At 63.5% G+C, this 26178-nt stretch carries 18 protein-coding genes; all 18 read right to left on the reverse strand.

Annotated elements, in window-relative coordinates:
* Window positions 1-25: 25 nt before the first annotated feature.
* The 18 genes from QF036_RS16665 to ilvD all read right to left on the reverse strand — a co-directional run bounded on the left by QF036_RS16665 (window position 26) and on the right by ilvD (window position 26082).
* The gene (locus tag QF036_RS16665) at window positions 26-676 is read right to left on the reverse strand and encodes a hypothetical protein (RefSeq protein ID WP_307103627.1); all 651 of its coding nucleotides are present in this window, start codon (window positions 674-676) and stop codon (window positions 26-28) included.
* Complete coding sequence (locus QF036_RS16670; protein WP_307103629.1) at window positions 673-2796, reverse strand: glycosyltransferase family 2 protein; 2124 nt, start codon at window positions 2794-2796, stop codon at window positions 673-675. The genes QF036_RS16665 and QF036_RS16670 overlap by 4 nt, the downstream gene beginning before the upstream one ends.
* Window positions 2793-3218, reverse strand: a complete 426-nt coding sequence (locus tag QF036_RS16675) for a hypothetical protein (RefSeq protein WP_307103631.1) — start codon at window positions 3216-3218, stop codon at window positions 2793-2795. The genes QF036_RS16670 and QF036_RS16675 overlap by 4 nt, the downstream gene beginning before the upstream one ends.
* A gap of 348 nt (window positions 3219-3566) precedes the next feature.
* A complete protein-coding gene (locus QF036_RS16680; RefSeq protein WP_307103633.1) occupies window positions 3567-4331 on the reverse strand; it encodes an HAD family hydrolase in 765 nt (254 codons plus the stop codon).
* Window positions 4331-5842, reverse strand: coding sequence for a glutamate--tRNA ligase (gene gltX / locus QF036_RS16685; RefSeq protein ID WP_307103635.1), 1512 nt, complete (start codon window positions 5840-5842; stop codon window positions 4331-4333). The genes QF036_RS16680 and gltX overlap by 1 nt, the downstream gene beginning before the upstream one ends.
* Window positions 5843-6463: 621 nt before the next feature.
* Window positions 6464-7240, reverse strand: a complete 777-nt coding sequence (locus tag QF036_RS16690; RefSeq protein WP_111905966.1) for a fumarylacetoacetate hydrolase family protein — start codon at window positions 7238-7240, stop codon at window positions 6464-6466.
* Between the two features lie 18 nt (window positions 7241-7258).
* Window positions 7259-8056 (reverse strand): MBL fold metallo-hydrolase, encoded by a 798-nt coding sequence (locus QF036_RS16695; protein ID WP_307103638.1) that lies wholly within the window; start codon window positions 8054-8056, stop codon window positions 7259-7261.
* Window positions 8057-8104: 48 nt separating this feature from the next.
* A complete protein-coding gene (locus tag QF036_RS16700) occupies window positions 8105-10465 on the reverse strand; it encodes a heparinase II/III domain-containing protein (protein ID WP_307103639.1) in 2361 nt (786 codons plus the stop codon).
* A gap of 405 nt (window positions 10466-10870) precedes the next feature.
* Entirely contained in the window at window positions 10871-11983 is a 1113-nt protein-coding gene (locus tag QF036_RS16705; RefSeq protein WP_307103641.1) for a branched-chain amino acid aminotransferase, read from the reverse strand.
* A 100-nt stretch (window positions 11984-12083) separates the two neighbouring features.
* Complete coding sequence (locus QF036_RS16710) at window positions 12084-13136, reverse strand: 3-isopropylmalate dehydrogenase (RefSeq protein ID WP_307103643.1); 1053 nt, start codon at window positions 13134-13136, stop codon at window positions 12084-12086.
* A gap of 200 nt (window positions 13137-13336) precedes the next feature.
* Window positions 13337-14896, reverse strand: a complete 1560-nt coding sequence (gene metG, locus QF036_RS16715) for a methionine--tRNA ligase (RefSeq protein WP_307103645.1) — start codon at window positions 14894-14896, stop codon at window positions 13337-13339.
* A gap of 34 nt (window positions 14897-14930) precedes the next feature.
* Window positions 14931-15686, reverse strand: coding sequence for an ABC transporter ATP-binding protein (locus QF036_RS16720; RefSeq protein WP_307103647.1), 756 nt, complete (start codon window positions 15684-15686; stop codon window positions 14931-14933).
* Window positions 15683-18478: an ABC transporter permease gene (locus QF036_RS16725; protein WP_307103648.1), complete on the reverse strand. Its 2796-nt coding sequence runs from the start codon at window positions 18476-18478 to the stop codon at window positions 15683-15685. Before QF036_RS16725 ends, QF036_RS16720 begins: the two co-directional genes overlap by 4 nt.
* Window positions 18479-18708: 230 nt before the next feature.
* Complete coding sequence (gene serA, locus QF036_RS16730; protein WP_307103650.1) at window positions 18709-20298, reverse strand: phosphoglycerate dehydrogenase; 1590 nt, start codon at window positions 20296-20298, stop codon at window positions 18709-18711.
* Window positions 20299-20415: 117 nt separating this feature from the next.
* Complete coding sequence (ilvC, locus tag QF036_RS16735) at window positions 20416-21441, reverse strand: ketol-acid reductoisomerase (RefSeq protein ID WP_307103652.1); 1026 nt, start codon at window positions 21439-21441, stop codon at window positions 20416-20418.
* Window positions 21442-21527: 86 nt separating this feature from the next.
* Complete coding sequence (gene ilvN, locus QF036_RS16740) at window positions 21528-22040, reverse strand: acetolactate synthase small subunit (RefSeq protein WP_003801493.1); 513 nt, start codon at window positions 22038-22040, stop codon at window positions 21528-21530.
* Between the two features lie 2 nt (window positions 22041-22042).
* Window positions 22043-23944: an acetolactate synthase large subunit gene (locus QF036_RS16745; RefSeq protein ID WP_307103653.1), complete on the reverse strand. Its 1902-nt coding sequence runs from the start codon at window positions 23942-23944 to the stop codon at window positions 22043-22045.
* A 416-nt stretch (window positions 23945-24360) separates the two neighbouring features.
* Window positions 24361-26082, reverse strand: coding sequence for a dihydroxy-acid dehydratase (gene ilvD / locus QF036_RS16750; RefSeq protein WP_307103656.1), 1722 nt, complete (start codon window positions 26080-26082; stop codon window positions 24361-24363).
* Window positions 26083-26178: the final 96 nt, after the last annotated feature.

A 26178-nucleotide genomic window follows, 5' to 3' on the forward strand; every position in this document is an offset into this window, starting at 1 on the left:
GAAGGAACAGAGCCGCGGGATACTCTCAACCCTCAAACTGCAACACGAGGCCTGCCGAACGAAGCAGTGCAGAAGCTCCGGTCAGAGGCTTCTGCGTTGGCTTCGACACGGGGAGCCTGATAATGCCTATGTCAAAGTCCTCGCTGAGAAGGACTGCGCTTGCGAGATACGGTAAGAGGCGTAGCTCTGGATCCGGTTCCCCAGACACAATGGAGGCAGCGTTCGTGGGAACGATCAATAAATCGTCACTAAAGTAGTGCGAAAAACTCGCATTCATGTGTTCGAGCCGCAACTCAGTGATCCGCAGATTCTCGAAGCCACTCCAAGTCCGGTCCACGGCGTAGTCACCCTCGGGATTTACGACAAATGCTCCGGAGCCGTGCGGAATACTTTCCGGTTCGAAGTTGATTTCTGAAAAGAAAACCGCCGTCGGAGCTAGATAATCCCGAATGGCTTCTGCAGTTTCGGGATGCACACTATAGGGGAAACGAACTGCTCCACTGATATAGGGCCGGAAGGCCAGGATGAAAGCGACAGCCAGTCTGTCCGGAGAGACAGATCGCGGAACCATGTCCGTAACGAAAGTCGCGTATTTGGGATATCCATCATAGTCCTCGGGAGCGGCTGCTAAAGCGCATGCTCCAGTTGCTGATTCCCTCTCCCAAGTAAAAATCACTTTGTCAGTCCTTCCAGAAGGGCTAAGTGTCCGGTTGAACCAGGAAGCACACCAGCTTGGTGGATTTCAATTTCCAAGGATTCGTCCGCCTGCCATGCCCCGAACAGCCTCTGCCACTCAAAGTCACCAGAAACGGTGTGAATCCTAACCGATGTTTTCTTTTCACGGTCGATCACGGTTTTGTCCGCTACGATGGGTGCGTCAAGCAGCGGCACAACCCCTCCGTCCGATTTCACCACTACATAGTTCTGTGAATCGAGGTCGGGAAGGCTTGCGACGAGCTCGGCGATAGGGTCTCCCAGATCGATGGGCGCTCCCGCCTCTTCGTCTCGATATCGACTCGACGCCAACTCAAAGTCGATGCCCGCCGACCTCAAGGCCGCAAGTTCGGCCCAGGAGGCGGCGTAAAGGACGGCCTTGACAGACGACTCCCCGCCCGCCATATGGTCTCTCACGTCGATAAACTCGAGTCGGTGAGACCCCGCTAGGACCGGCGGCACGTTCTCAACTTGAGATAGGGTCATTGAGATGTCGCGCTGGACGAGGTGGTCCGGAAGATATGGCTTTACCCACTCGGCAGGATCCTTGTGGCCGCTTACTAGGTGAAGAGGATGCTCCCTAAACTCTTTGCGCAGTGCATTCTGACGTCCAGCCGGTATCGCCGACAGCGCCACCGACAGCGTCCTCCGTGCTGCTGACTTCTGATGCCCGCTATCCGTAGTGGTCACTTGTTGGCTGTGAATCCGGCGGATCAGGTGGAAGTGCCCTGTGTGCTTTAACGACACGCCGCAGCGTCCGAGACGGATGGCAAGATTGAAGTCAGAACCACTCCGTAGCTTCTCATCATATGACATCAACCTGATGAGGCTTGTCTCTATCATCAACGTGGCGTGGGCATAGATTCGACCGCTGAATAAGATGGCCTCGTACGAGAATGACTTTCCAGGGTTCGCCGAGACTACGTTGCCGGTCTCGTTATCGAAATCGATCCATCCACCGTAGGTTCCCGATATACCCCCGTGGAGCGCGTTGAAATGGTTTTCAATACGATCGGGAAACATTAGGTCATCGTCGTCGTGTACAACGGTGAATCGCGCACGACTCACGGATGCAGCAAAATTTCGAGATGCCGCAATGCCACTGGCTTCACGCTTAAAGTATCGAATCCTTGGGTCCTCAAAGGAGGCAATCACTTCGGCAGTATTGTCAGTAGAGCCATCATCGACTATGACGACCTCGATGTCGCTGACAGTCTGCGCGAGCACGGAGTTGACGCTTTCCGCGATAAATTCTGCCCGATTTTTTGTCGAGATTACAACTGACGCGAGCGGCAACGCATCGCTTGGGCGATGTGCCCAACTTACAACATTTCTAATATAGGATTTATCGTTGAGAACAATATCCCTATTCAGGGCAATCGCGGCCCTTCCTTCAGGGCTCTTGTCTGTTTCGGTCCGCGTCGAGGGATGCCACATGTGGTACATCCTTACGTCAGGGTGTTCCAGCCAACTCAGTCGTTGACCAGCCCATCGCAAACGCTGAGCGAAATCCATGTCTTCGCCGCCGTAAATCTCCATGCGCTCGTCGAAGCCTCGGATGGTCAGGAAACCGTGGCGGCTCACAGCCATCATCCCGCCCATACCCCATCGGGGTCTGAATGTAGAGGAGGCTTCGAAGGCGGCCCAATCCAGGCCTCGAGAGACTACACCTTCACTGTCGAATTCGCTAGGAAGATCCCGGCACTGAAGTACCAAGGCCTCAGACGGATCGGACAGTATCCTGCGTCCGATTATTTCCATAGACCGAGGACTAAATAGCATATCGGCATCCGTAGAAACGAGGACACGTCCCCTGGAAATCGCGAAACCGGCGTTGAGGGCCCTCGACCGCGACCAAACTCCGTTGGTCTCGGTATAGACGTAACGCGCACCAAGAGCCTCTATCTGTTCCTTAAGGTCGGGGCATTCACGTGAACCATAATCTGAAACGATTACTTCGCCGACTAAGTCACCAAATGAATGAACCAATGAGGAGACGGCCAAGAAAAGCCGCTCGACACCCCAGTCTTTAAACCCGATGACGACTGATACGTCTACAGCTTCGGCTGCGAACTTGCTCATGCTCGGCTGTCCTTTTCGTCGCTATAGGCTCTGACTAACCTAGTCACCGTGCGGTTCACCCGTCCTTTTTGTTCTGCAACGAGGGCAGAGAAAAAAATGGGCCCAAGCTGAGAAGCCGTCAGGGGCTGATCCGTGAATAGACCCTCGTACCGGATTTCAGCTCCTTGGAAGGGTTTTGTCGCCGAGATAATTCCCATAGAGATCAGACTTCCTGCGGGGGTCTCAGGCACATACACGAAGTTTTCGTCCAAATGCTTTGACACGGGAAGTTTACATTCGTCCTGACTCAGCGGGGTGAGGTGCTCGTCCAGAAGACGAATGGCGAAAACGCCATCCTTCTCGCGAATCGCATGCCCTAGGTTTTGAATCGCGGCATGAATAGACAGCGTGGGAGCATCGAGCCAAATCTTGTATTCAGGCATTTCCCTTTTTCCCTTAGTGCACGTATCCGAACGTGTCCTGTTTCACCGGGGATGATTGTGGCTGCGCCTGTGTTGCATCCCCCTATGCGGCCGTCAGTGGCTCCGGGGAAATGCTACCAGATTCGGATGTTGCCCCTTCCCCTCGTGTATGCCAAGTGGCTTTAATCACCCACACCGGCGGCGCACCCGCCGAAGACCTGACGGCGCACTACTGATGCCTCAAGAAGCTGTGCAACAGTCGTCTAGTCATTCTGTGCGTCCAAAGCCGCCGTCAGCGCTAAGGAGATTCAATCAGACGCAGGGCGCATTTCGTGCATCCGATTTCGCATGCCTCCTTACCGCCGCAACCTACTGTGTTGAAGACCCTTCATCCCATGGCAGCGCCAGCAGTTCCAGCAGGGAGGCGATCTCCTGCCCCTGGAAATCCGGAGCCTGCTCCCCGGTGCGGTTCAGCCAGATGCCCAGCAGTCCTGCCGCCGTCGAGCCCTCAGCGTCCAGGAGCCGGTTGTCCCCGATGTAGAGCGTGGAGGCAGGCGTGCTGCCGATGAGTCGGACTCCTTCGAGGTAAATTGCGGGGTCCGGCTTGGGGACACCGACAGTATCGGTGCCCACGAGGAACCGGATGCGTTCCAGGCCGGCGCTGTCCAGCTTCACCCGCTGGTAGTCGTGCACGTTGTTGCTCACGGCCCCGTAGGGGATGCCGGCCTGGTCCAGGGCGTCAAGGAACGGCGGGACGTCCTCAAAGGCGGTGACGTAGCTGGGCTGCAGCCGCGAGTACGTGCTGAGCCAGTTGTGCGACTCCTCCCCCTCGCCCATTTCGACGCCGAAGTGGCCCAGTGCTGCTCGGCCCCGGAGCAGTCGCTGCTCGTTGAAGGTCAGCTCGCCGGCGAGATAGCGGTCGTAGTAGTGGGTTGTCTCGTGCGTGAAGATCCGCCCCACCTTCTCCCACCCGGCCTGGTCCAGGCCGGGCAGGAGGTGTTCGCTGGCGTCCCGCAGCGCCGTGGTCATGGCGTAGGCAAGGTCCACGAGGGTGTCGTCAATGTCGAATAGGACACCGCTGACCGCCCCGAGGCCACGGGACAGGACGGCGGTTTCCACTGCGGGGTGTGACATCAGCCGCGGAAAGCGCGGAGGCGCGCCAGGGACGATTCCTTGCCCAGGATGACCATGGACTCGAACAGCGGCGGGGAGATCCGGCGACCGGAGATCGCGGTGCGCACGGGGCCGAACGCGAGCCGGGGCTTGATCCCCAGGTCCTCCACAAGCGCCTGCTTCAGCGCGGACTGGATGTTTTCGGCGTTCCAGTCGTCGATGGGCTCGAGCGCGGCCAGCGCCGCGTCAAGGACCTCGGTGACATTCTCCGGCAGGCCCTTCCGGGCGTCGGCGGCGACGTCGATCGCGTCGTCGGACTTGAACAGGAACGCCAGCATCTCCGGGGCTTCGCCAAGGAGGGTGATCCGCTCCTGGACCAGCGGAGCGGACTCCGTCAGGATTTCCTCCTCGCGGTCGGTGAGGATCTCCCCCACCAAGCCCTCGTGCCGGAGGTACGGGACCAGCCGCTCGCGGAAGACGGCAGGGTCCAGCAGCCGGACGTGTGTTCCGTTGATCGCTTCGGCCTTCTTGAGGTCGAAGCGGGCCGGGTTGGCCAGGACATCGTGGATGTCAAAGTTCTTCACCAGCTGCTCCACCGTGAAGATGTCCTCGTCGGCGCTCAGGGACCAGCCGAGCAAGGAAAGGTAGTTGAGCAGCCCTTCGGGGATGAAGCCGCGCTCCCGGTGCAGGAACAGGCTCGATTCCGGGTCGCGCTTGGAAAGCTTCTTGTTGCCCTGGCCCATGACGTAGGGCAGGTGCCCGAACTCCGGCATGTATTCCGCCACGCCCACCGCGTAGAGCGCGCGGTAGAGGGCGATCTGCCGCGGTGTGGAGCTGAGCAGGTCCTCACCGCGGAGAACGTGGGTGATGCCCATGAGGGCGTCGTCCACCGGGTTGACCAGGGTGTAGAGAGGAGCCCCGTTGGCCCGCACCACGGCGAAGTCCGGGACGGAACCGGCCTTGAACGTGATCTCGCCACGGACGAGGTCGGTGAAGGTGATGTCCTCGTCCGGCATCCGCAGCCGCAGGACGGCCTCCCGGCCCTCGGCCTTGAACGCAGCGACCTGTTCGTCGCTGAGGTCGCGGTCAAAGCCGTCGTAGCCCAGCTTCGGGTCCCGTCCGGCGGCGCGGTGGCGCGCTTCGATCTCGTCCGGAGTCGAGTAGGACTCGTAGATGTGCCCGCCCGCCCTGAGCTTGGCGATGACGTCCTGGTACAGCTCGCTCCGCTGCGACTGGCGGTAAGGCGCGTGAGGGCCGCCCACCTCCACGCCCTCGTCCCAGTCAATGCCGAGCCACTTCAGGGCATCCAGCAGCTGGTGGTAGCTTTCCTCGCTGTCGCGTGCCGAGTCCGTGTCCTCGATGCGGAAGATCATCTTGCCGCCGGTGTGGCGGGCGTAGGCCCAGTTGAACAGCGCCGTGCGGATCAGCCCGACGTGCGGGGTGCCCGTTGGTGACGGGCAGAAGCGGACGCGGACGGGCGTTTCGGCGGTGACGGCAGGAATGGCGGCAGGCGCGGCGGAGGGGGTAGTCATAGTGGTACCAACTTTACCAACCGGGCAACGCTGCGCCGGCCGGGCCTGCGCCCATAAAGACCGCGAACACCGTCGAAGGGCGATGCGACCTCTTCAAACAAGCCCAATAGGGCAAACATGGGTAATTTGGAGAAGTAAGCAAGCTGAGGATACTTTGGTGCGAGTGCCTCCGCGTTCCCCCAGACGCGGGGAGGCACCGACCATAGAAGAACCCCGCATCGGCTCACTGTATGCGGGGTTCTTCGCCGTCTTGGCGCAGAGCCTCCGGCCCGACTACTATTCAGCCTTCGGGAGGTCTTCAGCGGCTTGCGCATCATGGGCCACAGAGGGTTTGGTCTCACTCATGTGAGCCTCGCACTCATCGCAAAATACGCCTTCTGCGATCACGCCGCAGCACTGGCAACGGTGCTCCAAGGCACCTGACCCAACAACATGCCTAATCATGATTTAACGGTAGAACCGCAACCTGGGAATTGACCCGGGTTCATCCGAGAGGAAGCGGCAACTACGGTGCGGGCCGCTCACTCAACCGCGCTGCCTGCTCGCGCGAGACCCAACTCTGCCGATGTGCCGACTCAATCCGCACGGGAAGCATGACGGAATGTTCAACTGTGGTGCGCGCTAGCGGCGGACTACGGGGTTCGACAGGCGGCCGATGCCCTCGATCTCCACTTCGTACCGGTCGCCGGCCTGGACGAGGCCGACGCCGGCCGGCGTGCCGGTCATGATGACGTCGCCGGGCAGCAGCGTGAAAGCGCTGGAGACGATGGACACCAACTCGCGGACGCCGCGGATCATCTGGGTGGTGCTGCCGTCCTGGCGGAGTTCGCCATTGAGCCGGCCCTTGATGGACAGGTCCTCGGGGTCGAGTTCGGTTTCGATCCACGGGCCAAGCGGCGCGGACGTATCGAAGCCCTTGGCGCGCGCCCACTGGAGGTCTGTCTTTTGGACGTCCCGGGCGGTGAGGTCGTTGCCGCAGGTGTATCCGAAGATCACGTCGTCGGCACGCTCCTCCGGCACGTCCTTGCAGATGCGGCCGATGACGACGCACAGCTCCGCCTCGAACGAGACCTCCTCGGAGAACTCCGGCAGGACGACGGGATCGTTTGGACCCACTACGGAGGTGTTCGGCTTCAGGAACAGCAGCGGCTGCTGGGGAACCTCATTGCCGAGTTCGTGGGCGTGCTCCACAAAGTTGCGCCCGACGCCGATCACCTTGCTGCGCGGAATGATGGGCGCCAGCAGGCGGACATCCTCCAGCTTGTGCCGCACGGAGGTGCGTTCCACACCATTGAAGAATGGATCGCCGTTGATGACAGTGATTTCCTCACTGCCGGGCTGGCCTTCAACAACGCCGTAAAGGGGATCAGAATCAACTACAAACCGGGCAATACGCATGGTCCCAAGCCTACAGTCTCAGTCCCTCTCCCTCAGGAGGCGCAGGTATTCCAGCTGCGCCGCCACGGAATTCTCGGCGGCGCGCCGGACGGAAGGGTCGACGTCGGCATAAACAACGCTGGTGACCTCGCCTACGGCGGCGTCCGGGCCGAGGCTGGCGAGGGCCGTCCGGATCTGGGCGAGCCGGTCTAGCCGGTGGTCCCGGTAGGCGCGGACCACCGCGTCGAGCGCCGGCAGGACGGGTCCGTGGGCCGGCAGGACGGTGGCAGGCCCCAGCCGCTCCAGCCGGTCGAGGGAGGAGAGGTAGTCGGCCAGCGTGCCGTCCGGGTGGTCAAGCACGGTTGTTCCCCGGCCCAGGATGGTGTCTCCGGTCAGCACCGAGCCGGCGGGTCCGTCAAGGGGCAGATGGAAGCAGACCGAGTCGGAGGTGTGCCCGGGGGTGGAAACCACGCGGATCTCCGTGCCGCCGGCGGCCATGGTCTCCCCCGGCTGCAGCACGGCTCCCCCGTGGCAATGCTCGGGAGCGGCGGCCCGGACGTGGGCACCCGTGATGTCAGCGAGGCGGACCGAACCGGCGGTGTGGTCCGCGTGCCTGTGCGTGACCAGGATCAGCTCCACGGGCCCGGCAGCCGCCAGCGCCTGAAGGTGCTCCTCGTCTAACGGACCCGGATCCACCAGCACCACGGCCCCGTGGCCAGGCTCCCCGACGATGTAGGAGTTGGTCCCCTCCAGGCTCATCGGCCCGGGGTTGGGCGCGAGGCGGAAACGCGTCAGCGGGCTGCTTCCGGTCAATGCAGTGGGGCTGTCCTGATTCACAGACTCATTCTTGCACTGCTGCCAATGCGGATTGTTAGTGCGATGGCATCAGAACACCCTCGCGGTGAGGTCCAGACTGTCAACCCTTGGCATGGCAAGCTTCAGGATGGTCAGGACCTTGCCGTCCGGGCCGACGTCCGGGGCCCGGACCGCGGACAGTGTTGAGCCCGCGGGGACACCAGACAGGGCGATGGTTATGGCCCTGCCGTCCCGGCGGAGCACCGCCCGGTTATGCCCCAGGCTGACTGATGCGTCGGTGACCCATTGCCAAGTCATATCCTTAGCCGAGTTCGCCCGAATCACGTCCTTGATGACCATGCTCGTGGTGCCGTGGGTGATGGTTCGGGTGGCTGTGGACGTACCGGGCAGGGCCTGCCGCAGATCCACCGAGGCAGCCGAGGTGGCCACACGCTTGACTGTGGCAAGTGCTCCGGCAGGCTGGTTCTCGCCGGTGAACGAAATTGTGGAGTGCGCGGAGGTCCCCGGCTTCCAGTAAGTTAGGCGCTGATCTGCAGAGTAGTAGCCGGGGGTGGTGTTCGGCATGGTGCCCGGATCCACCGCCCACTGTATGCCGCGGCGGAAGAACGAGACAGTCCCCAGATCCCGGTGCGAATGGGGCAGTACGTTGGCGCCTCCTTTGAGAGTGGCTGTGCTGCCCGGCAGTTGCAGGACAGCAAGTCCGGTGTGCGGATAAATAGCCGAGCTCTTCGCAGGCAGGGTGCCCTGCGGTGTCCACCACCACATCAGGTACGCGTCCGGCTTTTGCGCGAAACGTCCCGCCACCCACGCCGCGACGGTCGGGTCCTTACGCCTGTAAGCGTCCCAAGCCGGCATCAGAGCACTCAGCTCGTTGGGCAGGGCATCCGCGAATGGGGTTGGCCGCCCGTCGGGGCCTGTGCTGTTCATTGCATACGCAGACACCTTCGACAGCGATGGCATGGCTATCGGTTGGGTCGTATACGCGTTCCGCATGGTCGCGTACAAGACCGCGATCGCCCGGCTCTGGTACGTCCAGTACCCCGGGCCCTCCTGCGTCCCGCCGTCGGTGGTGATCATCCGCAGCGCCGGCTGGACTGATACCAGTGACTCCTTGGCCAGAGCTGCCGCCTGTGCTGGCGAATTCTTCAGGAACACTGCCGCGGCAACGAAGTTAGCCGCGTTGTGGATTGCCGCCAGGTTGGTCGGTGACTTTATGAATGTATCCCGGTCAGCCAACAAGCATGTCTGGGGTCCGAGCCACCGCACTAGCACAACCTCATCGAGCCCCGTCAGCTTCACCCAGTCCGCCGCTGTTGAGGCCGCCATCAATAAATGCGAGGAAGCCAGCGTGGTCATATTTTCCGGGCCTGCTTCAAGAATCTTTTTCGCATCCGCTGCCAGCACGTTCCGCGCCGTCGTGTCGTCCCCCGAGAGCCAGCCGTAACCCAGCCGCGGCACGCGCACGACATACGCCGCACGCAATTGGCCCAGCGTTAGCACCAGTTTTGATTCGTTCGCTGCGGACCGGAGGAGCTGCCCATGAACTGCCTTCGTGGCAGGATCATTGGCGGCGCGGACCGCAGGCTTCGATGCCAGTTGCCGCGTCGTCGCAACACCTGGACCGTTGGCTGGCAACACAGGCTTGAACGTCGAGGCCGCGGACGGCAGCGCACACCCGCCCGGGAACCCGACCCAGCCCGATACCGAGGGAATAACCCCGCTGTTGGTCTCCAGCTCCTTTACATACGAAAGTGACCGCAAGTCTGGTGACGCCACCGACCTCCCAAGAGCGCCCAACTGGCTGGCAACATCGGCTGACCATTGAGTACTGAAAGCACGAGCCCGGGCACTTGTCCCCCGGTACTCGGTGCCTGAGATCAGGCCTGCCCTATACCTCGCCAAAGCTTTGGTGACAATAGTCTGGTGCTGCACGCGCAGATCCCTCAACACAACGAGTTGCCGCCCACTGCGCTTCACTGTGGCTGCACGGAGGGCCTCGGCGTTCATCTTCGCTGAAACCGAATCAAAGGCCAGTTGGGTGGCCGCAGCCGTCAGTTCGTCGCCCACGACCTCCAGGGAGGCCAAGCCAGAGGCGATCGCACTCTTTACTGCGAGTCCATTGGCTCGCGGCAACTGCGATATGTATTCGCGGGAGGCCTTGTAGTCGTTCGCCGCGGCGTACTGTTCCTGGCGCAAGGTTTCGCGTTGTGCGCTCAATGTGGCGGCGGAAGCATGCGGCGCAATGAGCCCAGACGCGGTCAATGCGAATACTATGACCAAGACCAGACGGACGCCCAGGCTGTTGCTGCCGACACGGCGGAATGGGCCGCTCCAACCGGAGATGGCCCGTCGACCTCCATGTCGGCTGCTCTGTGAGCTGCCTGCCTGACTATGCATCGATATCCCCTCGCGTCCGCTGGTCGGGCTCAACCGAATAACCAGCCCCAAACTGGGCAGGCAGGGTGCTACAAAGGACGACACATCGACGGGATCACGATAAGAGGCACTGCTACATTCCCGGACACGGGTGATCGCCCAATGAACTGGACCCGTAGCGTATGAGACCACTACGCACCTGCATTTAGTTATGTCCTAGGAATTTCAAGGCTATGCAGGGAAAAGGGATTTCACCCGAGTGCCGACTACTCGAATTTCTGAACGCGAAGCGGGAGACTACGCAAGTAGTACCTGAAAAGATGTGAGGCCTCGTTGCACGACTACTCGTTTTCTGCGTAAGGCCAATCCGGCGCAGTGCCGATTAACCCCCGACGGCGGCCCCCACGCAATGTGGGGAGCCGCCGTCGTTCGCTTTTTTAGTTATATGCCCGAAGCGGCTCAGGCGAGCCGGGTCAGCCAGCCGTGCTTGTCCTCCACGGTGCCGGTCTGGATCCCGAGCAGCTGCGCGCGGATGGCCATGGTGGTCTCGCCGGCCTTCGCATCCTCCGAGCCAATGAATTCCGTAGCGTCCTTCAGGACACCGATGGGAGTAATAACGGCGGCGGTACCGCAGGCAAACACCTCGGCGATGTCACCGGAGGCAACGCCGTCGCGCCATTCGTCCAGGGTGATCTTCCGTTCGGTGACCTCACGGCCCATGTCCTTGGCCACCTGGATGATCGATGAGCGGGTCACGCCCTCAAGGATGGTGCCGCTTAGCGCAGGCGTGACCAGGGAGCCGTCCTTCATGACGAAGAAGACGTTCATTCCGCCCAGTTCCTCAACGGCGTTGTCGTTGAACTGGTCCAGGAACAGCACCTGCTTGCAGCCGTTGGCCTCGGCCTCCTGCTGCGCGATAAGTGAAGCTGCGTAGTTGCCGCCGCACTTCGCAGCCCCGGTGCCGCCTCGGCCTGCCCGGGCATACTCGCGGGAAATCCAGATCGAAATCGGCTTGAGCTCCCCGCCGAAGTAGTTTCCGGCCGGCGAGGCAATGACGCGGAACGAGACCTCACGGGCTGCCCGCACGCCCAGGAACGCCTCGGTGGCGATCATGAACGGGCGCAGGTACAGGGCCTCGCCGTCGCCGGCGGGAACCCATTCCTTGTCCGCCGCCACGAGTTCGCGGATTGCGCCGAGGAAGTATTCGGCCGGAATCTCCGGAAGCGCGAGACGGCGGGCGGACTTGTTCATCCGGGCGGCGTTGGCCTCCGGCCGGAAGCTCCAGATGGAACCGTCAGCGTGACGGTATGCCTTCAGTCCCTCGAAGATTTCCTGCCCGTAGTGCAGCACAGCGGCGGACGGGTCCAGCATGATGGGTCCGTAGGCCTCGATCCGCGCATCATGCCATCCGCCCTGGCCGCTGGCGTCGACCGTGTAGTCAACAATCGCAGTGTGGTCGGTGAAGTGGTCGCCAAAGCCTGGGTTCGCCAGGATGGCTGCACGCTCTTCAGCAGACTTCGGGGTGGCCGAGGGCTGCTGGGTGAATTCGACGCCATGGGCAGTCTGAGTCATGGTTCCTCCACGGTCGGCTGCCTGGTATCTGAACGTGGTTCAGCGTCGGACCACGGCAGCGATTGGTAATTCAGGTCAAGCTTACGCCTGCTGGCGGAGGCTAAACGGCCGCCGCAATGGCGTCGCCAATGGCGCTTGTGCTGCGGACTTCGCCGTTGCGGCTTTCGACGTCGGCCACCACGACGGACTCGATCCGCCGGGCCGCGGCGGAGTAGCCCAGGTGGTCCAGCAGGAGGGCTGCGGACAGGATGGCAGCGGTGGGGTCCGCCTTCTGCTGGCCTGCGATGTCGGGGGCGGAACCGTGAACAGGTTCAAACATGGACGGCGCAGTGCGGTCCATGTTGATGTTGCCCGACGCCGCGAGACCGATTCCGCCGGTAACGGCGGCAGCAAGGTCGGTGATGATGTCGCCGAAGAGGTTGTCGGTGACGATGACGTCGAAGCGGGCGGGATCGGTGACCATGAAGATGGTCGCGGCATCGATGTGCAGGTAGTCGTGAGTGACCTCGGGGAATTCCTTGGCCACGGCCTCGACAGTGCGCTTCCACAGGTGGCCGGCAAAGACCAGCACGTTGTGCTTGTGGACCAGGGTCAGCTTTTTGCGCGGGCGCTCGTTGGCCCGACGGAACGCATCCCGGACAACGCGCTCCACGCCGTGTGCCGTGTTCAGGGAAACCTCGGTGGCCACCTCGTGCGGCGTGCCGCCGCGCAGGGTGCCGCCGTTGCCCACGTAGGGACCCTCGGTGCCTTCACGGACGACGATGAAATCGATGTTGCCCGGTTCAGCCAGCGGGCTGCCCACCGTGCCATACAGCCGGGAGGGGCGCAGATTGACGTAGTGGTCAAGGCTGAAGCGCAGCTTGAGGAGCAGTTCGCGTTCGATCAGCCCGGACGGGATGCGGGTGTCCCCCGGCGCTGCACCGATGGCGCCGAAGAGGATAGCGTCGCGCGTCTTCAGGTCCTCGAGGACAGCATCCGGAAGGGTCTCGCCGGTCTCAAGCCAGTGCTGGGCACCGAGCTCGTAGTGGGTCTGGTCCAGGGTGACGCCCTCGGCGGCCACGACCTTTTCGAGAACCTTCAGTGCTTCGGCGATGACCTCCGGGCCAATGCCGTCGCCCGGAATGACAGCAAGATTGATGGTAGATGCGCTCATATTTTCAGGGTAGCCAAGGCATCCACATTCTGGTCAAGCCGTCTCATTATTCGGTCACCGGATCCAACGCTCCCTCAGCTCTCGCCGCCCAAACGCAAGCGCTTCCTCACTTTCCTAAAGAAAGTGAGGAAGCGTTTGGGGAAACCCTGAAGAAGGTGAGGAAGCGTTTGGGGAAAACCGGCAGGACGTGAGGAAGCGTCCTAGGCGTCCGCGGGCTCCTCGTACTTGGGGAACACCGGTGCGGGGGCAGGCAGTTCGGTGCCCGCGGCGATCGGCGTGGCGATGGCCGAGAACTCCCGCGCCGCACCTTCCGGCTGGCCGAGGTACCCGAGCAGGGCGGCGGTGGCCGTGGGCATGACCGGCTGGGCGAGGATCGACACGATGCGCAGCACTTCGAGGGTCACGTACAGCACCGTCTGCATGCGTTCGACATCGGTCTTCCGCAGCACCCAGGGCGCCTGGTCGGCGAAGTATGCGTTGGTATCCCCCAGAACCGTCCAGATCGCCTCCAGGGCGCGGCTGAACTCCTGCTTTTCGAAGGCCGCACGTGCCTGCTCCAGGAGCGCATTGGCCTGGCCCAGGATGGCAGTGTCCGCGTCCGTGAACGCGCCCGGCACAGGTACCTTGCCCTCGCAGTTCTTGGCCACCATGGACAGTGAGCGCTGGGCGAGGTTCCCGAAGTTGTTCGCCAGGTCGGAGTTCATCCGGCCCACGATGGCCTCGTGGTTGTAGCTGCCGTCGGCGCCGAACGGAACCTCGCGCAGGAAGAAGAAGCGGACCTGGTCCAGGCCGTACTGGGCCACGAAGTCCGACGGGGCAACGACGTTGCCAAGGGACTTGGACATCTTGACGCCGTTGTTGTGCAGGAACCCGTGGATCATGACCCGCTTCGGCAGGTCAAGGCCCGCGCTCATGAGGAAGGCCGGCCAGTAGATGGCGTGGAAGCGGGAGATGTCCTTGCCGATGATGTGGACATCGGCGGGCCAGTACCTCTTGAACGACTCCGATTCGACGTCCGGGTAGCCCGCACCCGTGAGGTAGTTGGTCAGTGCGTCGACCCACACGTACATGACGTGCTTTTCGTCGCCGGGGACGGGTACGCCCCAGTCGAAGGTGGTGCGGCTGATGGACAGGTCCTCAAGGCCGCGCTTGACGAAGCTGATGACCTCGTTGAAGCGGGACTGCGGCGCGCCGAATTCCGGCTGTGCCTCGTACAGGGCAAGCAGCTTCTCCTGGTAGGCGGACAGCCGGAAGAAGTAGCTTTCCTCGGCGGTCCAGGTCACCGGGGTGTCGGTCTCCTTGGTGTACCGGGCGCCGTCCTCCTTGACCACGGTGTCATCTTCACCGTAGTAGGCCTCGTCCCGCACGGAGTACCAGCCCTCGTACTTGGAGAGGTAGATGTCCCCGTTGGCTTCCATCTTCTTCCAGATGGCCTGCGAGGCGGTGTAGTGGTCCGCGTCCGTGGTGCGGATGAACCGGTCGTAGCTGATGCCGAGGGCGGCGTGCGCGGCCTTGTAGATTTCCGCGTTCCGGTCCACCAGTTCCTTGGGCGAGACGCCTTCCTTCTCCGCGGTCTGCGCAATCTTCAGCCCGTGCTCGTCGGTGCCGGTCAGGAACTTCACGTCGTAGCCGTCGAGCCGCTTGAACCGGGCCATCGCATCCGTGGCGATGTACTCGTAGGCGTGGCCGATGTGCGGCACGCCGTTCGGGTAGGTGATGGCCGTAGTGATGTAGAAGGGGCTCTTGTCTGAGGAAGTCACGGGCGGAACGTTACCTTTATGCGGAGGGATGGATCTAGATCAGTTCGGTCAGCGTATCGCTCAGCCGGACCAGTTCGTGGTCGTGTGACGCCACGAGGACTGCAATGCCGTCGGACGTTGTGTCCTTGAGGATGCTGATGATGCGGTTGGCGGAGGCCCGGTCCAGGCTCGCCGTGGGCTCGTCCACCACCAGGACACGGGTGCCCAGGATCAGGGCGCGGGCGATGGCGACACGCTGGCGCTCACCGCCGGAAAGCTGCTCGGGACGGTGCCGCATGCGGCGTCCGAGGCCCACGAGGTCCAGCAGGTCCTTGGCCATTTCGCGCCGCTGCTCCACTTCGCCGTCCGGTACCGCGGGGAGGAGGACATTCTCGAGCGCGCTCATGCCGTCGATCAGGGCGCCGCCCTGGTCAACGTAACCGATCAGGGCACGGCGGCGGTCGGCGATCTCGTCGTCGCTCATGGTTTCAAGGGAATCACCCTCCCACAGCACCCGGCCCGACGTCGGCAGGGTCAGGCCCGCTCCGACGGTCAGGATGCTGGTCTTGCCCGAGCCGCTTCGGCCGGCCACACAGTGCATCTCGCCGGCATTCAGGGTGAGGTCAAAGCCTTCCACGACGCTGACGGCATCGGACCCGTTCTTGCCTCCGCCGTAGCGGATGGTGATGTTGCTCAGCTCCAGCGGAGTGGCGTGATCGGCTTCCTTGACAAGGGTGTTGGCCCTGGTCTGGACCGGGGCTTCAGCCTCGTTGTTCCCGCGCACGCGGCGAAGGTTCAGGTCGTTACTCATTTGACCACTTTCGTTGCAATCGGAATCCAGCAGAGAACAGCCACGAGCCCGGCCACTGCGGCCCACAGCGCGGCGTAGGGGGCAAGAACAAGGCCGATGCCCAAGGCACCGAGGATGCCCAGCGGCACGGCAACCGCACCCACCAGGGCGTTTTCGAAGAAGCGGACCTGCCCCAGCATGTCGGGATTCCAGCCCATGGCCTGGAGCGTGCCGAGGTACCGGCGCTTGGCCTTGAGCTCAAAGCGCCCGGTCACCAGGGTGAGCAGGAGCCCCACAGCCACGCCGGACAGGCCAAGGACGATGCTCGGCAGGGCCACGCTGGCGGCAGCCAGGCCACTGAGGGCGCTGGCGCCGGCGGCACGCGGAATGTCGATCAGCAGTGCGATCAGGCCGCCGACTGCCGAGCCGAACACACCAACCGCAACGGCCAGCGAGATGGCGTTGAAGCGGTGCGTGCTCAGCTGCCGGTTCGCGAAGGTCAGCGGCGAGTCGACGGCGATGAGCTTTTCGTCGTGCTGCGGCTCCTGGTCGACCACCTCGCGGTGCCGCAGCTGCTGGGCGGCGAAGAAGGCCGCGCCCAGGTACAGGGCCAGCACGGACGCCGAGACGATGGCGGTGGCGATGTTCCAGCTCAGGAGGCTGAGCACAATACCGGCCACGGCCAGCAGCCCGGCGCCGACGGCGAACTCCTCCAGCACCCAGGAGCGGATGCGGCGCTGGGTCCAGCCCATGGCGCGCAGTGTGCCGGCTTCGCTGCGGCGCAGCCGCACGTAGCTGACAGTCGAGGCGCCGGTCAGCAGGGCGGCACCGCAGAGCGTGAGGAACAGCAGCGTCAGGTTCGTCGCCGTCAGCGAGCCGGCCACCGCGTCGGCGGCGTTCTGCCTGACCCACGACTGCTGGACGGTTCCCAGCGCGGATTCCTTGCCGGCGTCGTCCTTGGAGTAGCCGGGAACGAAGATGTTGGCGTCCTCGCGGGCAGAACCGGCCACAACGGTGGCTTCGAGCCCCATGTCCCGGATCTCGGCGGCGAGCTTGTCCACCTCAGGCTGGACCTGCTTCCAGCTGCCGGCGGCGCTGGCGCGGACGCGCACGGCGTCGATGACGGAGGCGTTCTTCTCGTAGCCGCGGGCAGCAGCCAGGCCGTAGTAGTCGGTGATGGCGCCGGCCGACTGGCTGACGAGTCCGGTGGCGCTCAGGGAGGGCTTGAGTGTGGTGTCGGCAATGTCCTTGCCCTGCGCGTCTTTGGTCAGCGTCATGGGCGTGGGATCGTAGCCGCCGAGCGGAAGCCGGTTGACGTCACCGGCCGCTTCCTGGACGGCGGCGGGATCGAAGGTGCCGTAGACCATGGCGAGCGGGGTGGCCAGCTTCTTGCCCGTTTCGAGGTTCTCGCGGTAGGAGCGCTCGTCCACGGGGTTGCGCTGGGTCTGGTCCACGGCCTCGCCGTTGGCGCTCTTCTCCGGCAGTCGGTTCACGGTGACCCATTCGCCGGGGGTGGCGGTCTTGTCCTCGGCACCGTTGCCCGCAGTGGAGCCGTCCGAGTACTGGGGGGCGGAGGCGAAGTTGGTGCTCCAGGTTGCGGGGCTGTACAGGCCGCGGCTGAAGTTCGCCGAGTTGCCGAGCAGCTTGGAGTAGTCCGTGGACCCGGGCCATGACAGCGCAAAGGGCGACTTGGAGACGAAGGGCAGGTAGTCCTTGTCCAGGGAGCGCTCAGCGGTGCCGACTTCCTTGACCACGTTGCCGGAGTCGTCGATCTCCTCGATTTTCACGGAGTACTTCAGGTCAACCGAAGTGCCGGAGCGGACGATCAGCGGGATGGCCTGGGAGTCCTCGGTGAGCTGGCCGTTGCGCTTGGCCTGCTGGTACTGGGTCATGATGGGCGCCCAGTACTTGAGCTTGACGCCGAGGAAGTCGGGGCCCTCCTCGAGTTCCTGCAAGCCGATGCCGGTGGTGAAGAGGCTCTCCAGGTGCTGGCCGACTGCCTCGGCGCTGCGGGCGTCGGCCGGCGGTGCCTTTTCCAGGGGCGCCAGGAAGTCACCGGAGGTGCCCAGCAGGGCGCGCTCGGAAACGGGGTCGACGGCGACCACGGACTCCGTGACCTCCGGAGCCATGGGCAGGGCAACAGTGAGGTTGAACAGGTTGTGCTCTGACCCTCCGGCCGGGGCCGGGAACTTGATCCCGGTTTCGCCTTCGGGACCGGCGATCTGGATGCTGTTGCCTCCCTCGACCTGCTGCTCCACGAGCTTGCCCTTGCCGAGAGTGCCCTCGGCAGTGGACTTAAAGAGGGTGTGCTGCGCGGACCCGTCGGAGCTTGTGGCGCTGGCCGTCATCCGGTACTTCTTGGGGGTGTCGCTGAGTACGGACTGCGCTTCCGGCCATTTGCTGGGGTCGGTGCCGCCGGGCTGCCCGGCGGTGGCGGTGCCGACCAGTCCGGCGTTGAAGCCCAGGTAGTCCATGGCTTCCAGGCGCGGGGTCTCGAGGTTCTGCGTCACGCGCGAGACCAGGCTGATGGGCGCGGCAACAGAGGTGCCGGACAGATCCCGGATCTTCTGCAGCTGGTCGAAGCTGATGCCTCCCTGCCCGGTGGCAATCTCGGGCTGCATGAGCGAACCGTCCGAGCCCGCCTTGGCCTGGACCAGGATGTCGTAGAGCCCGCGCGAGTTCTGGTCCACGGTCCGGTTCAGCGCTGCCTGCGACTGGGTCTGGACGAGGACGGACAGGCACATGGCGAAGATCAGAATTGCAGCGGTCAGCAGCAGCACTTTGCTTCTGATGAACCTCTGGACGGCGTTCATTGGGCTCCCTGAAACCTGGATTGCGTGCGCACGCCACGATGACCGCAGAATGTGGAGGTGTCCCTTGCGGGCGTGCAAAAAGTATTGGCCGGCCTGCCGGCTGGATCCGTAAATTCGAACCTAGCTATTGTACGCAGACCGGCCAATCATACTTGGCCGGGGTGAACTCCAGGGGACAAGGAGTTCACCCCGCGTTGGGACCTGGCCGTTGCCGGCCGGGGTTCGTCGGACTAGTCCTCGAGGTCCACTTCGCGCACCATCTCGGCACCGATGCCGGCCTTGATGGCGTCCAGCACCTGCTGCGGAACGGAGCTGTCGATGGTGAGCAGCGCCAGGACCTGGCCGCCCTCCGAGCTCCGCGCCACCTGCATGCCGCCGATGTTGATGTTGTTCATGCCCAGGATGTGGCCGATGGTGCCGATGACGCCGGGACGGTCAGCGTAGGCCACCACGACGAGGTGCTCGCTGATGGGAATCTCGACGTCGTAGCCGTTCACGCCGACGAGCTTCTGCACCTGCTTGGGACCGGTCAGGGTGCCGGCCACGGAGATCTGTGAACCGTCGCTCAGGGCGCCGCGCAGCGTCAGCACGTTGCGGTAGTCCTCGGCCTCAGGAGTGGTGATGAGGCGGACGTTGATGCCGCGCTGCTCGGCGATCACGGGGGCGTTGACGTAGGACACCTGCTCGGTGACGACGTCGGCGAAGATCCCCTTGAGGGCGGCGAGCTCCAGGACCTTGACGTCAAGCGCGGCAATTTCGCCGGCAACCTCAACGTCGATCTGGGTTAAGGAGGCGTGGGTCAGCGCCGTAAAGATGCGGCCCAGCTTCTCGATCAGCGGGATGCCCGGGCGGACGTCGGGGGCAATCACGCCGCCGGCGACGTTCACGGCGTCCGGCACCAGTTCCCCGGCAAGGGCGAGGCGGACGGACTTCGCGACGGACACGCCGGCCTTTTCCTGTGCCTCGTCGGTTGACGCGCCCAGGTGCGGGGTCACCACAACATTGTCCAGCTTGAAGAACGGCAGGTCGGTGCTGGGCTCCTGGACGAAGACGTCCACGGCGGCACCGGCGATCTGGCGGTCCTGCAGTGCGGTGTAGAGGGCTTCCTCGTCCACGAGGCCGCCACGGGCCACGTTGATCACGTAGGCCGTGCTCTTCATCTTCCTGAAGGCGTCGGCGCCGAGCATGCCGACCGTCTCCGGCGTCTTGGGCATGTGGATGGTGATGAAGTCGGACTGCGCGAGCAGTTCGTCGAGGGTGACCAGCTTCACGCCGAGCTGGGCGGCACGGGCGGACGTGATGTAGGGGTCGAAGGCGAGGATCTCGGTGTCGAAGCCCTGCAGGCGGGCGGCCACCAGGGCGCCGATGCGGCCCAGGCCGATGATGCCGATCTTCTTCTCGAAGAGCTCAATGCCGGTGTACTTGGAGCGCTTCCACTCGCCGTCCTTCAGGGCGGCGCTGGCCTGCGGGATGTGGCGGGCCAGGCTCAGGATGTGGCCCACGGTCAGTTCCGCGGCGGAAACGATGTTCGACGTCGGGGCGTTGACCACCATGACACCGGCCTGCGTGGCGGCCTTGATGTCGACGTTGTCCAGGCCGACGCCGGCACGCGCGATGACCTTCAGGTTCTTCGCAGCGGCAATGGCCTCGGCGTCCACCTTGGTGGCGGAGCGGACCAGGATGGCGTCAACGTCCTCGATGGCAGAGAGCAGCTGGGAACGATCGGCGCCGTCGGTCTGGCGGATTTCAAAGTCCGGGCCAAGGGCCTCGATGGTGGCGGGCGAAAGTTCTTCGGCAAGCAATACTACGGGTTTTGACACAGCTGATCCTCTGCGTTGAAGTCCTGGGGGTAAATAAAGTCTAGGCGTACGGAAAGGCCGGGCTCACATTGTTAAGTGTGAACCCGGCCTCACTGTCGCGTTATGAAGGGCGCAGCCTTAGCGGGCTGCGGAGCCTTCTACGTAGTCCTGGTCCTGCTGCTGCCAGGAGAACAGGGAGCGCAGTTCGCGGCCAACGCCCTCGATCGGGTGGGACTCTGCCTTGGCGCGCAGCTCCTTGAACTCGACGCCGCCGTTGTCCTGGTCTTCGATGAAGCGCTTGGCGAAGGCACCGGACTGGACGTCCGCGAGGACGGCCTTCATGTTTTCCTTCACCTCGGGGGTGATGACGCGCGGGCCGGAGACGTAGTCGCCGTACTCGGCGGTGTCAGAAACGCTCCAACGCTGCTTGGCGATGCCGCCTTCCCACATGAGGTCGACGATGAGCTTGAGCTCGTGCAGCACCTCGAAGTAGGCGATCTGCGGCTGGTAGCCGGCTTCGGTCAGGGTCTCGAAGCCGTACTGGATCAGCTGGGACACGCCGCCGCACAGGACAGCCTGCTCGCCGAAGAGGTCGGTTTCGGTCTCTTCGGTGAAGGTGGTCTTGATGACACCGGCGCGGGTGCCGCCGATGGCCTTGGCGTAGGACTTGGCCAGTTCCCATGCGGAACCGGAAGCGTCCTGCTCCACGGCGATGATGTCCGGGATGCCGCGGCCGGCTTCGAACTCGCGGCGAACCGTGTGGCCGGGGGCCTTCGGGGCGACCAGGATGACGTCAACGCCCTCCGGTGCCTCGATGTAGCCGAAGCGGATGTTGAAGCCGTGCGCGAAGGCGAGTGCCTTGCCCGGGGTCAGCTTGTCCTTGATGGAGTCGTTGAAGATCGAGCGCTGGTGCTGGTCCGGTGCCAGGATCATGATGACGTCGGCCCATTCGGCGGCGTCGGCAACGTTCTTGACCTGGAAGCCAGCGTCCTCAGCCTTGGCGGTGGACCTGGAGCCTTCCTTGAGGGCAATGACAACCTCGACGCCGGAATCGCGCAGGTTCAGCGCGTGGGCGTGGCCCTGGGAGCCATAGCCGACAATGGCAACCTTGCGACCCTGGATGATCGACAGGTCTGCGTCGTCGTCGTAAAACATTTCAGTCACTTGCGTAACTCCTCTTGAGTGGATTTCTTGTAGATGTGTGTCTGTCGGTGCTGCGTTTGCAGGCGTTGCGCCGCCTGGATTGTGCCTTAGGCGGAGCGCAGCGCCCGATCACTCATGGAGCGGGATCCCCGTCCAACGGCCAAGGTGCCGGACTGCACAATTTCGCGGATACCGAAGGGCTCCAGCACTGAAAGCAGTGCCGTGAGCTTTTCGGGATGGCCAGTTGCTTCAATGACCACCGAGTCTGTGGAGACGTCGACCACTGAAGCACGGAACAGGTCTGCAGCCTGGGTCACCTGCAGACGAGTTGCGGCATCCGCACGTACCTTGACCAGGATGTGGTCGCGCTGTACGGAAGATTCGGAGGTCAGTTCAACAATCTTGATCACGTTGACCAGCTTGTTCAACTGCTTGGTGACCTGTTCGATCAGGTCGCCGTCGGCGTCGACGACGACGGTCATCCGGGAGATGCCCGGAACTTCCGTCGGGCCGACGGCCAGGGAATTGATGTTGAAGGCGCGGCGGGCGAAAAGGCTGGCCACGCGGGTCAGCACACCGGGCTTGTCTTCGACCAGAACGGACAGTGTGTGGCGGCTCATGATCAGTCCTCCTCTTCCCATTCCGGGGTCATGTTGCGGGCAACCTGGATCTGGTCGTTGCTGACCCCGGCGGGCACCATTGGCCACACCATGGAGTCGGGGCTGACCACGAAGTCGATGACCACGGGGCGGTCATTGATTTCCAGCGCCTTCTGGATTGTTGCGTCGATGTCCTCGTCCCGCTCGCACCGGAAGGATGCGCAGCCGTAGGCCTCACCGAGTTTGACGAAGTCCGGGATCCGGATGGTCTCGTGGCCGGTGTTCAGGTCGGTGTTGGAGTAGCGGCCCTCGTAGAAGAGGGTCTGCCACTGGCGCACCATGCCCAGCGAGGAGTTGTTGATCACAGCAACCTTGATGGGGATGTTGTTGATGGCGCAGGTGGCCAGCTCCTGGTTGGTCATCTGGAAGCAGCCGTCGCCGTCGATGGCCCAGACCACACGGTCCGGCTCCCCCACCTTGGCGCCCATGGCCGCCGGAACGGCGTAGCCCATGGTGCCGGCACCGCCGGAGTTCAGCCAGGCATGCGGACGCTCGTACTTGATGAACTGCGCAGCCCACATCTGGTGCTGGCCCACACCGGCAACGTAGATGCCCTCGGGACCGGTCAGGGCACCGATGCGCTCGATGACGCGCTGCGGGGCACTCAGGCCGTCCTCGGGTTCGGTCCAGCCCAGCGGGTAGGTTTCCTTCAGGTTGTTCAGGAAGGCCCACCAGTTGGCCAGGTCCGGGGTGCCGGAGGTGCCGAACTGGGTCCGGACGGCTTCAGTCAGTTCCGGGATGATCTCCTTCACGGAGCCCACGATGGGAACATCGGCGGTGCGGTTCTTGGAGATTTCCGCGGGGTCGATGTCCGCGTGGATGACCTTGGCGTTGGGCGCGAAGGTCTTCAGGACGCCCGTGACGCGGTCGTCAAAGCGCGCGCCCAGGGTCACCAGCAGGTCCGACTGCTGCAGCGCCGTCACGGCCGAGACGGTGCCGTGCATGCCGGGCATGCCCACGTGCTGCGGGTGCGAGTCCGGGAAGACGCCGCGGGCCATGAGGGTGGTCACCACGGGGGCGCCCGTCAGCTCGGCCAGTTCACGCAGTTCAGCGGAAGCGTGGGCCTTGACCACACCGCCGCCGACATAGAGCACCGGCTTGCTGGCTGCCGCAATCAGCTTCGCGGCTTCGCGCACCTGCTTGTTGTGGCCGCGGACCACGGGCCGGTAGCCGGGCAGGTCAATCTTCGGCGGCCACGAAAAGGTCATCTGGCCCTGCTGGGCGTCCTTCGCCACGTCAACAAGGACCGGGCCCGGACGTCCGGTGGAGGCCAGGTGGAAGGCCTCGGCCATGACGTGGGGAATGTCGTTGGGGTCCGTCACCAGGAACGAGTGCTTGGTGATGGGCATGGTGATGCCCACGATGTCGGCTTCCTGAAAGGCATCGGTGCCGATCACTCCGCTGGATACCTGGCCGGTGATGGCCACGAGCGGAACGGAATCCATGTGCGCATCCATGATGGCGGTGACGAGGTTGGTGGCACCCGGGCCCGAGGTGGCGATGCAGACGCCCACCCGCCCGGTGACCATGGCGTAGCCTTGCGCGGCGTGGCCGGCTCCCTGTTCGTGACGGACCAGAACGTGGTTCATTTTGGAGGCCATCAAGGGGTCGTAGGTGGGCAGGATCGCACCACCGGGCAAACCGAAAATGTCGTCGACGCCGAGTTCTTCGAGCGAACGGACAATTGCTTCTGAGCCGGTCATCACCGTCGGGGGTACGACGTTGTTCGGCCCAAGGACAGGAGAGGCGGCTGCAGCAGTGTCGACCCCGGCCTCGGCCGGCTTGTCGACGCGTTCCGGAGCCTTGGCGGCTCCAGCGGACTTTGAAGCCATCAGCGAGGGGCTGATGGGCGATCCTTTGCTCATCGAACTCTTCCTTAGTGGATCTTGAATTGGTGTGGTGCTAGGGAAAACTGAACGTTCCGTCCCGCCGGGAAAATAAAAAAACCCCTCAGCCTGATGGCTTTTCGAGGGGTTGCGCGTGACAGTTCGTTACCAGTCGGGCTATGGAGCCACGCGCTTGGTAAGTACGACGACGGTGCCGACGGTAACGAATGCGATCATGCGTTCAGTTTTCCCTCTAAGTGAGATACGTGTCAACGAGCACGGCCCGCGTCTCACATTGTGGACTCCATCGTCCACTAGCCGAACAGGTTGCCGGCCGGTTACTCCCAACGATATCCCTCCGGAACGAACCCCGCACAAGGCGGCAGCGCTTAATAAGGGTGATGCCGACGGGCCCCTTGCGGCCGGCGCTCAGCGCCGCCCGCAAGGGGAAGGTATCACCCGCAGTATGCGCCGGTGGAGGCGCTGTGCACCAGCTTGGCGTACTTGGCCAGGACGCCCTTGGTGAACTTGGCCGGCAGCGGTGCCCAGCCTTCCTTGCGGGCTTCGAGTTCTGCGTCGTCAACGAGCAGGTCGAAGGTGCGTGCGGCGATGTCGACGCGGATCCGGTCGCCGTCCTTCACGAAGGCGATGGGGCCGCCGTCGACCGCTTCGGGGGCAACGTGGCCGATGCACAGGCCGGTGGTGCCGCCTGAGAAGCGGCCATCGGTGAGCAGCAGGACATCCTTGCCCAGGCCCGCACCCTTGATGGCCCCCGTGATGGCCAGCATCTCGCGCATTCCCGGACCGCCCTTGGGGCCTTCGTAGCGGATCACCACGACGTCGCCCTTCTGGATCTCGCCGTTGTCCAGCGCGTCCAGGGCGCCCTGTTCACGCTCGAACACCCGGGCGCTGCCTTCGAAGACGTCGGCGTCGAAGCCGGCGCTCTTCACCACGGCACCCTCGGGGGCGAGCGAGCCGTGCAGGATGGTGATGCCGCCGGTCTTGTGGATCGGGTTGTCCAGCGCGCGGAGGATCTTGCCGTCCAGGTCCGGCGGGTTGATCGAAGCCAGGTTCTCGGCGACAGTCTTGCCGGTGACGGTGAGGCAGTCGCCATGCAGCAGGCCGGCGTCGAGCAGGGCCTTCATGATCACGGGGACGCCGCCGATCTTGTCGACGTCCGTCATGACATAACGGCCGAACGGCTTCAGGTCGCCCAGGTGCGGGATCTTGTCGCCGATGCGGTTGAAGTCGTCCAGGGTCAGTTCGACCTCTGCCTCGCGGGCGATCGCCAGCAGGTGCAGGACGGCGTTGGTGGATCCGCCGAAGGCCATGGTGACGGCGATGGCGTTTTCGAACGCCTTCTTGGTCATGATGTCCCGGGCGGTGATGCCCTTGCGGAGCAGGTTCACCACTGCCTCGCCGGACTTGCGGGCGAATTCATCACGACGGCGGTCTGCCGAGGGCGGGGCGGCGGAGCCGGGGAGAGACATGCCCAGGGCCTCACCGATGCAGGCCATGGTGTTGGCGGTGTACATGCCGCCGCAGGCGCCTTCGCCGGGACAGATGGCCTTCTCAATGCGGGTGAGGTCTTCCATGCTCATCTTGCCGGCAGCGCACGCGCCAACGGCTTCGAAGGCGTCGATCAGCGTGACTTCCTTTTCGGAGCCGTCCTCAAGCTTGACCCAGCCCGGCATGATCGAGCCGGCGTACAGGAACACGCTGGCGAGGTCCAGGCGCGCGGCTGCCATGAGCATGCCCGGGAGGGACTTGTCGCAGCCGGCCAGCAGCACGGAGCCGTCGATGCGCTCCGCCTGCATGACCGTTTCCACGGAGTCGGCGATGACTTCGCGGGAGACCAGGGAGAAGTGCATGCCCTCGTGGCCCATGGAGATGCCGTCGGAAACGGAGATGGTGCCGAACTGCATCGGGAATCCGCCGCCGGCGTGGACGCCTTCCTTGGCTCCCTGGGCCAGCCGGTTCAGGGACAGGTTGCAGGGAGTGATTTCGTTCCAGGAGCTCGCGACGCCGATCTGGGGCTTGGCGAAGTCGTCGTCGCCCATGCCCACGGCCCGGAACATTCCACGTGCCGGAGCTGCGTGAATGCCGTCGGTGACAATCCGGCTCCGGGGCTTGATGTCAGGCTTGTTTTCGGTTGCGATCTGGGTGTCCTCACTCATGGGTCAAAGTCTATGACTCCTCAAAGGCCGCCAACGACCGGAAGTGGCCGGTTTGGCCCAATTTCCAGAAAAATTCGATCAAATAGTGGACTTACG

Origin of the sequence: Arthrobacter globiformis (genome assembly GCF_030817195.1) — a bacterium.
In the GTDB taxonomy this organism is placed as follows: Bacteria; Actinomycetota; Actinomycetes; order Actinomycetales; family Micrococcaceae; genus Arthrobacter; species Arthrobacter globiformis_D.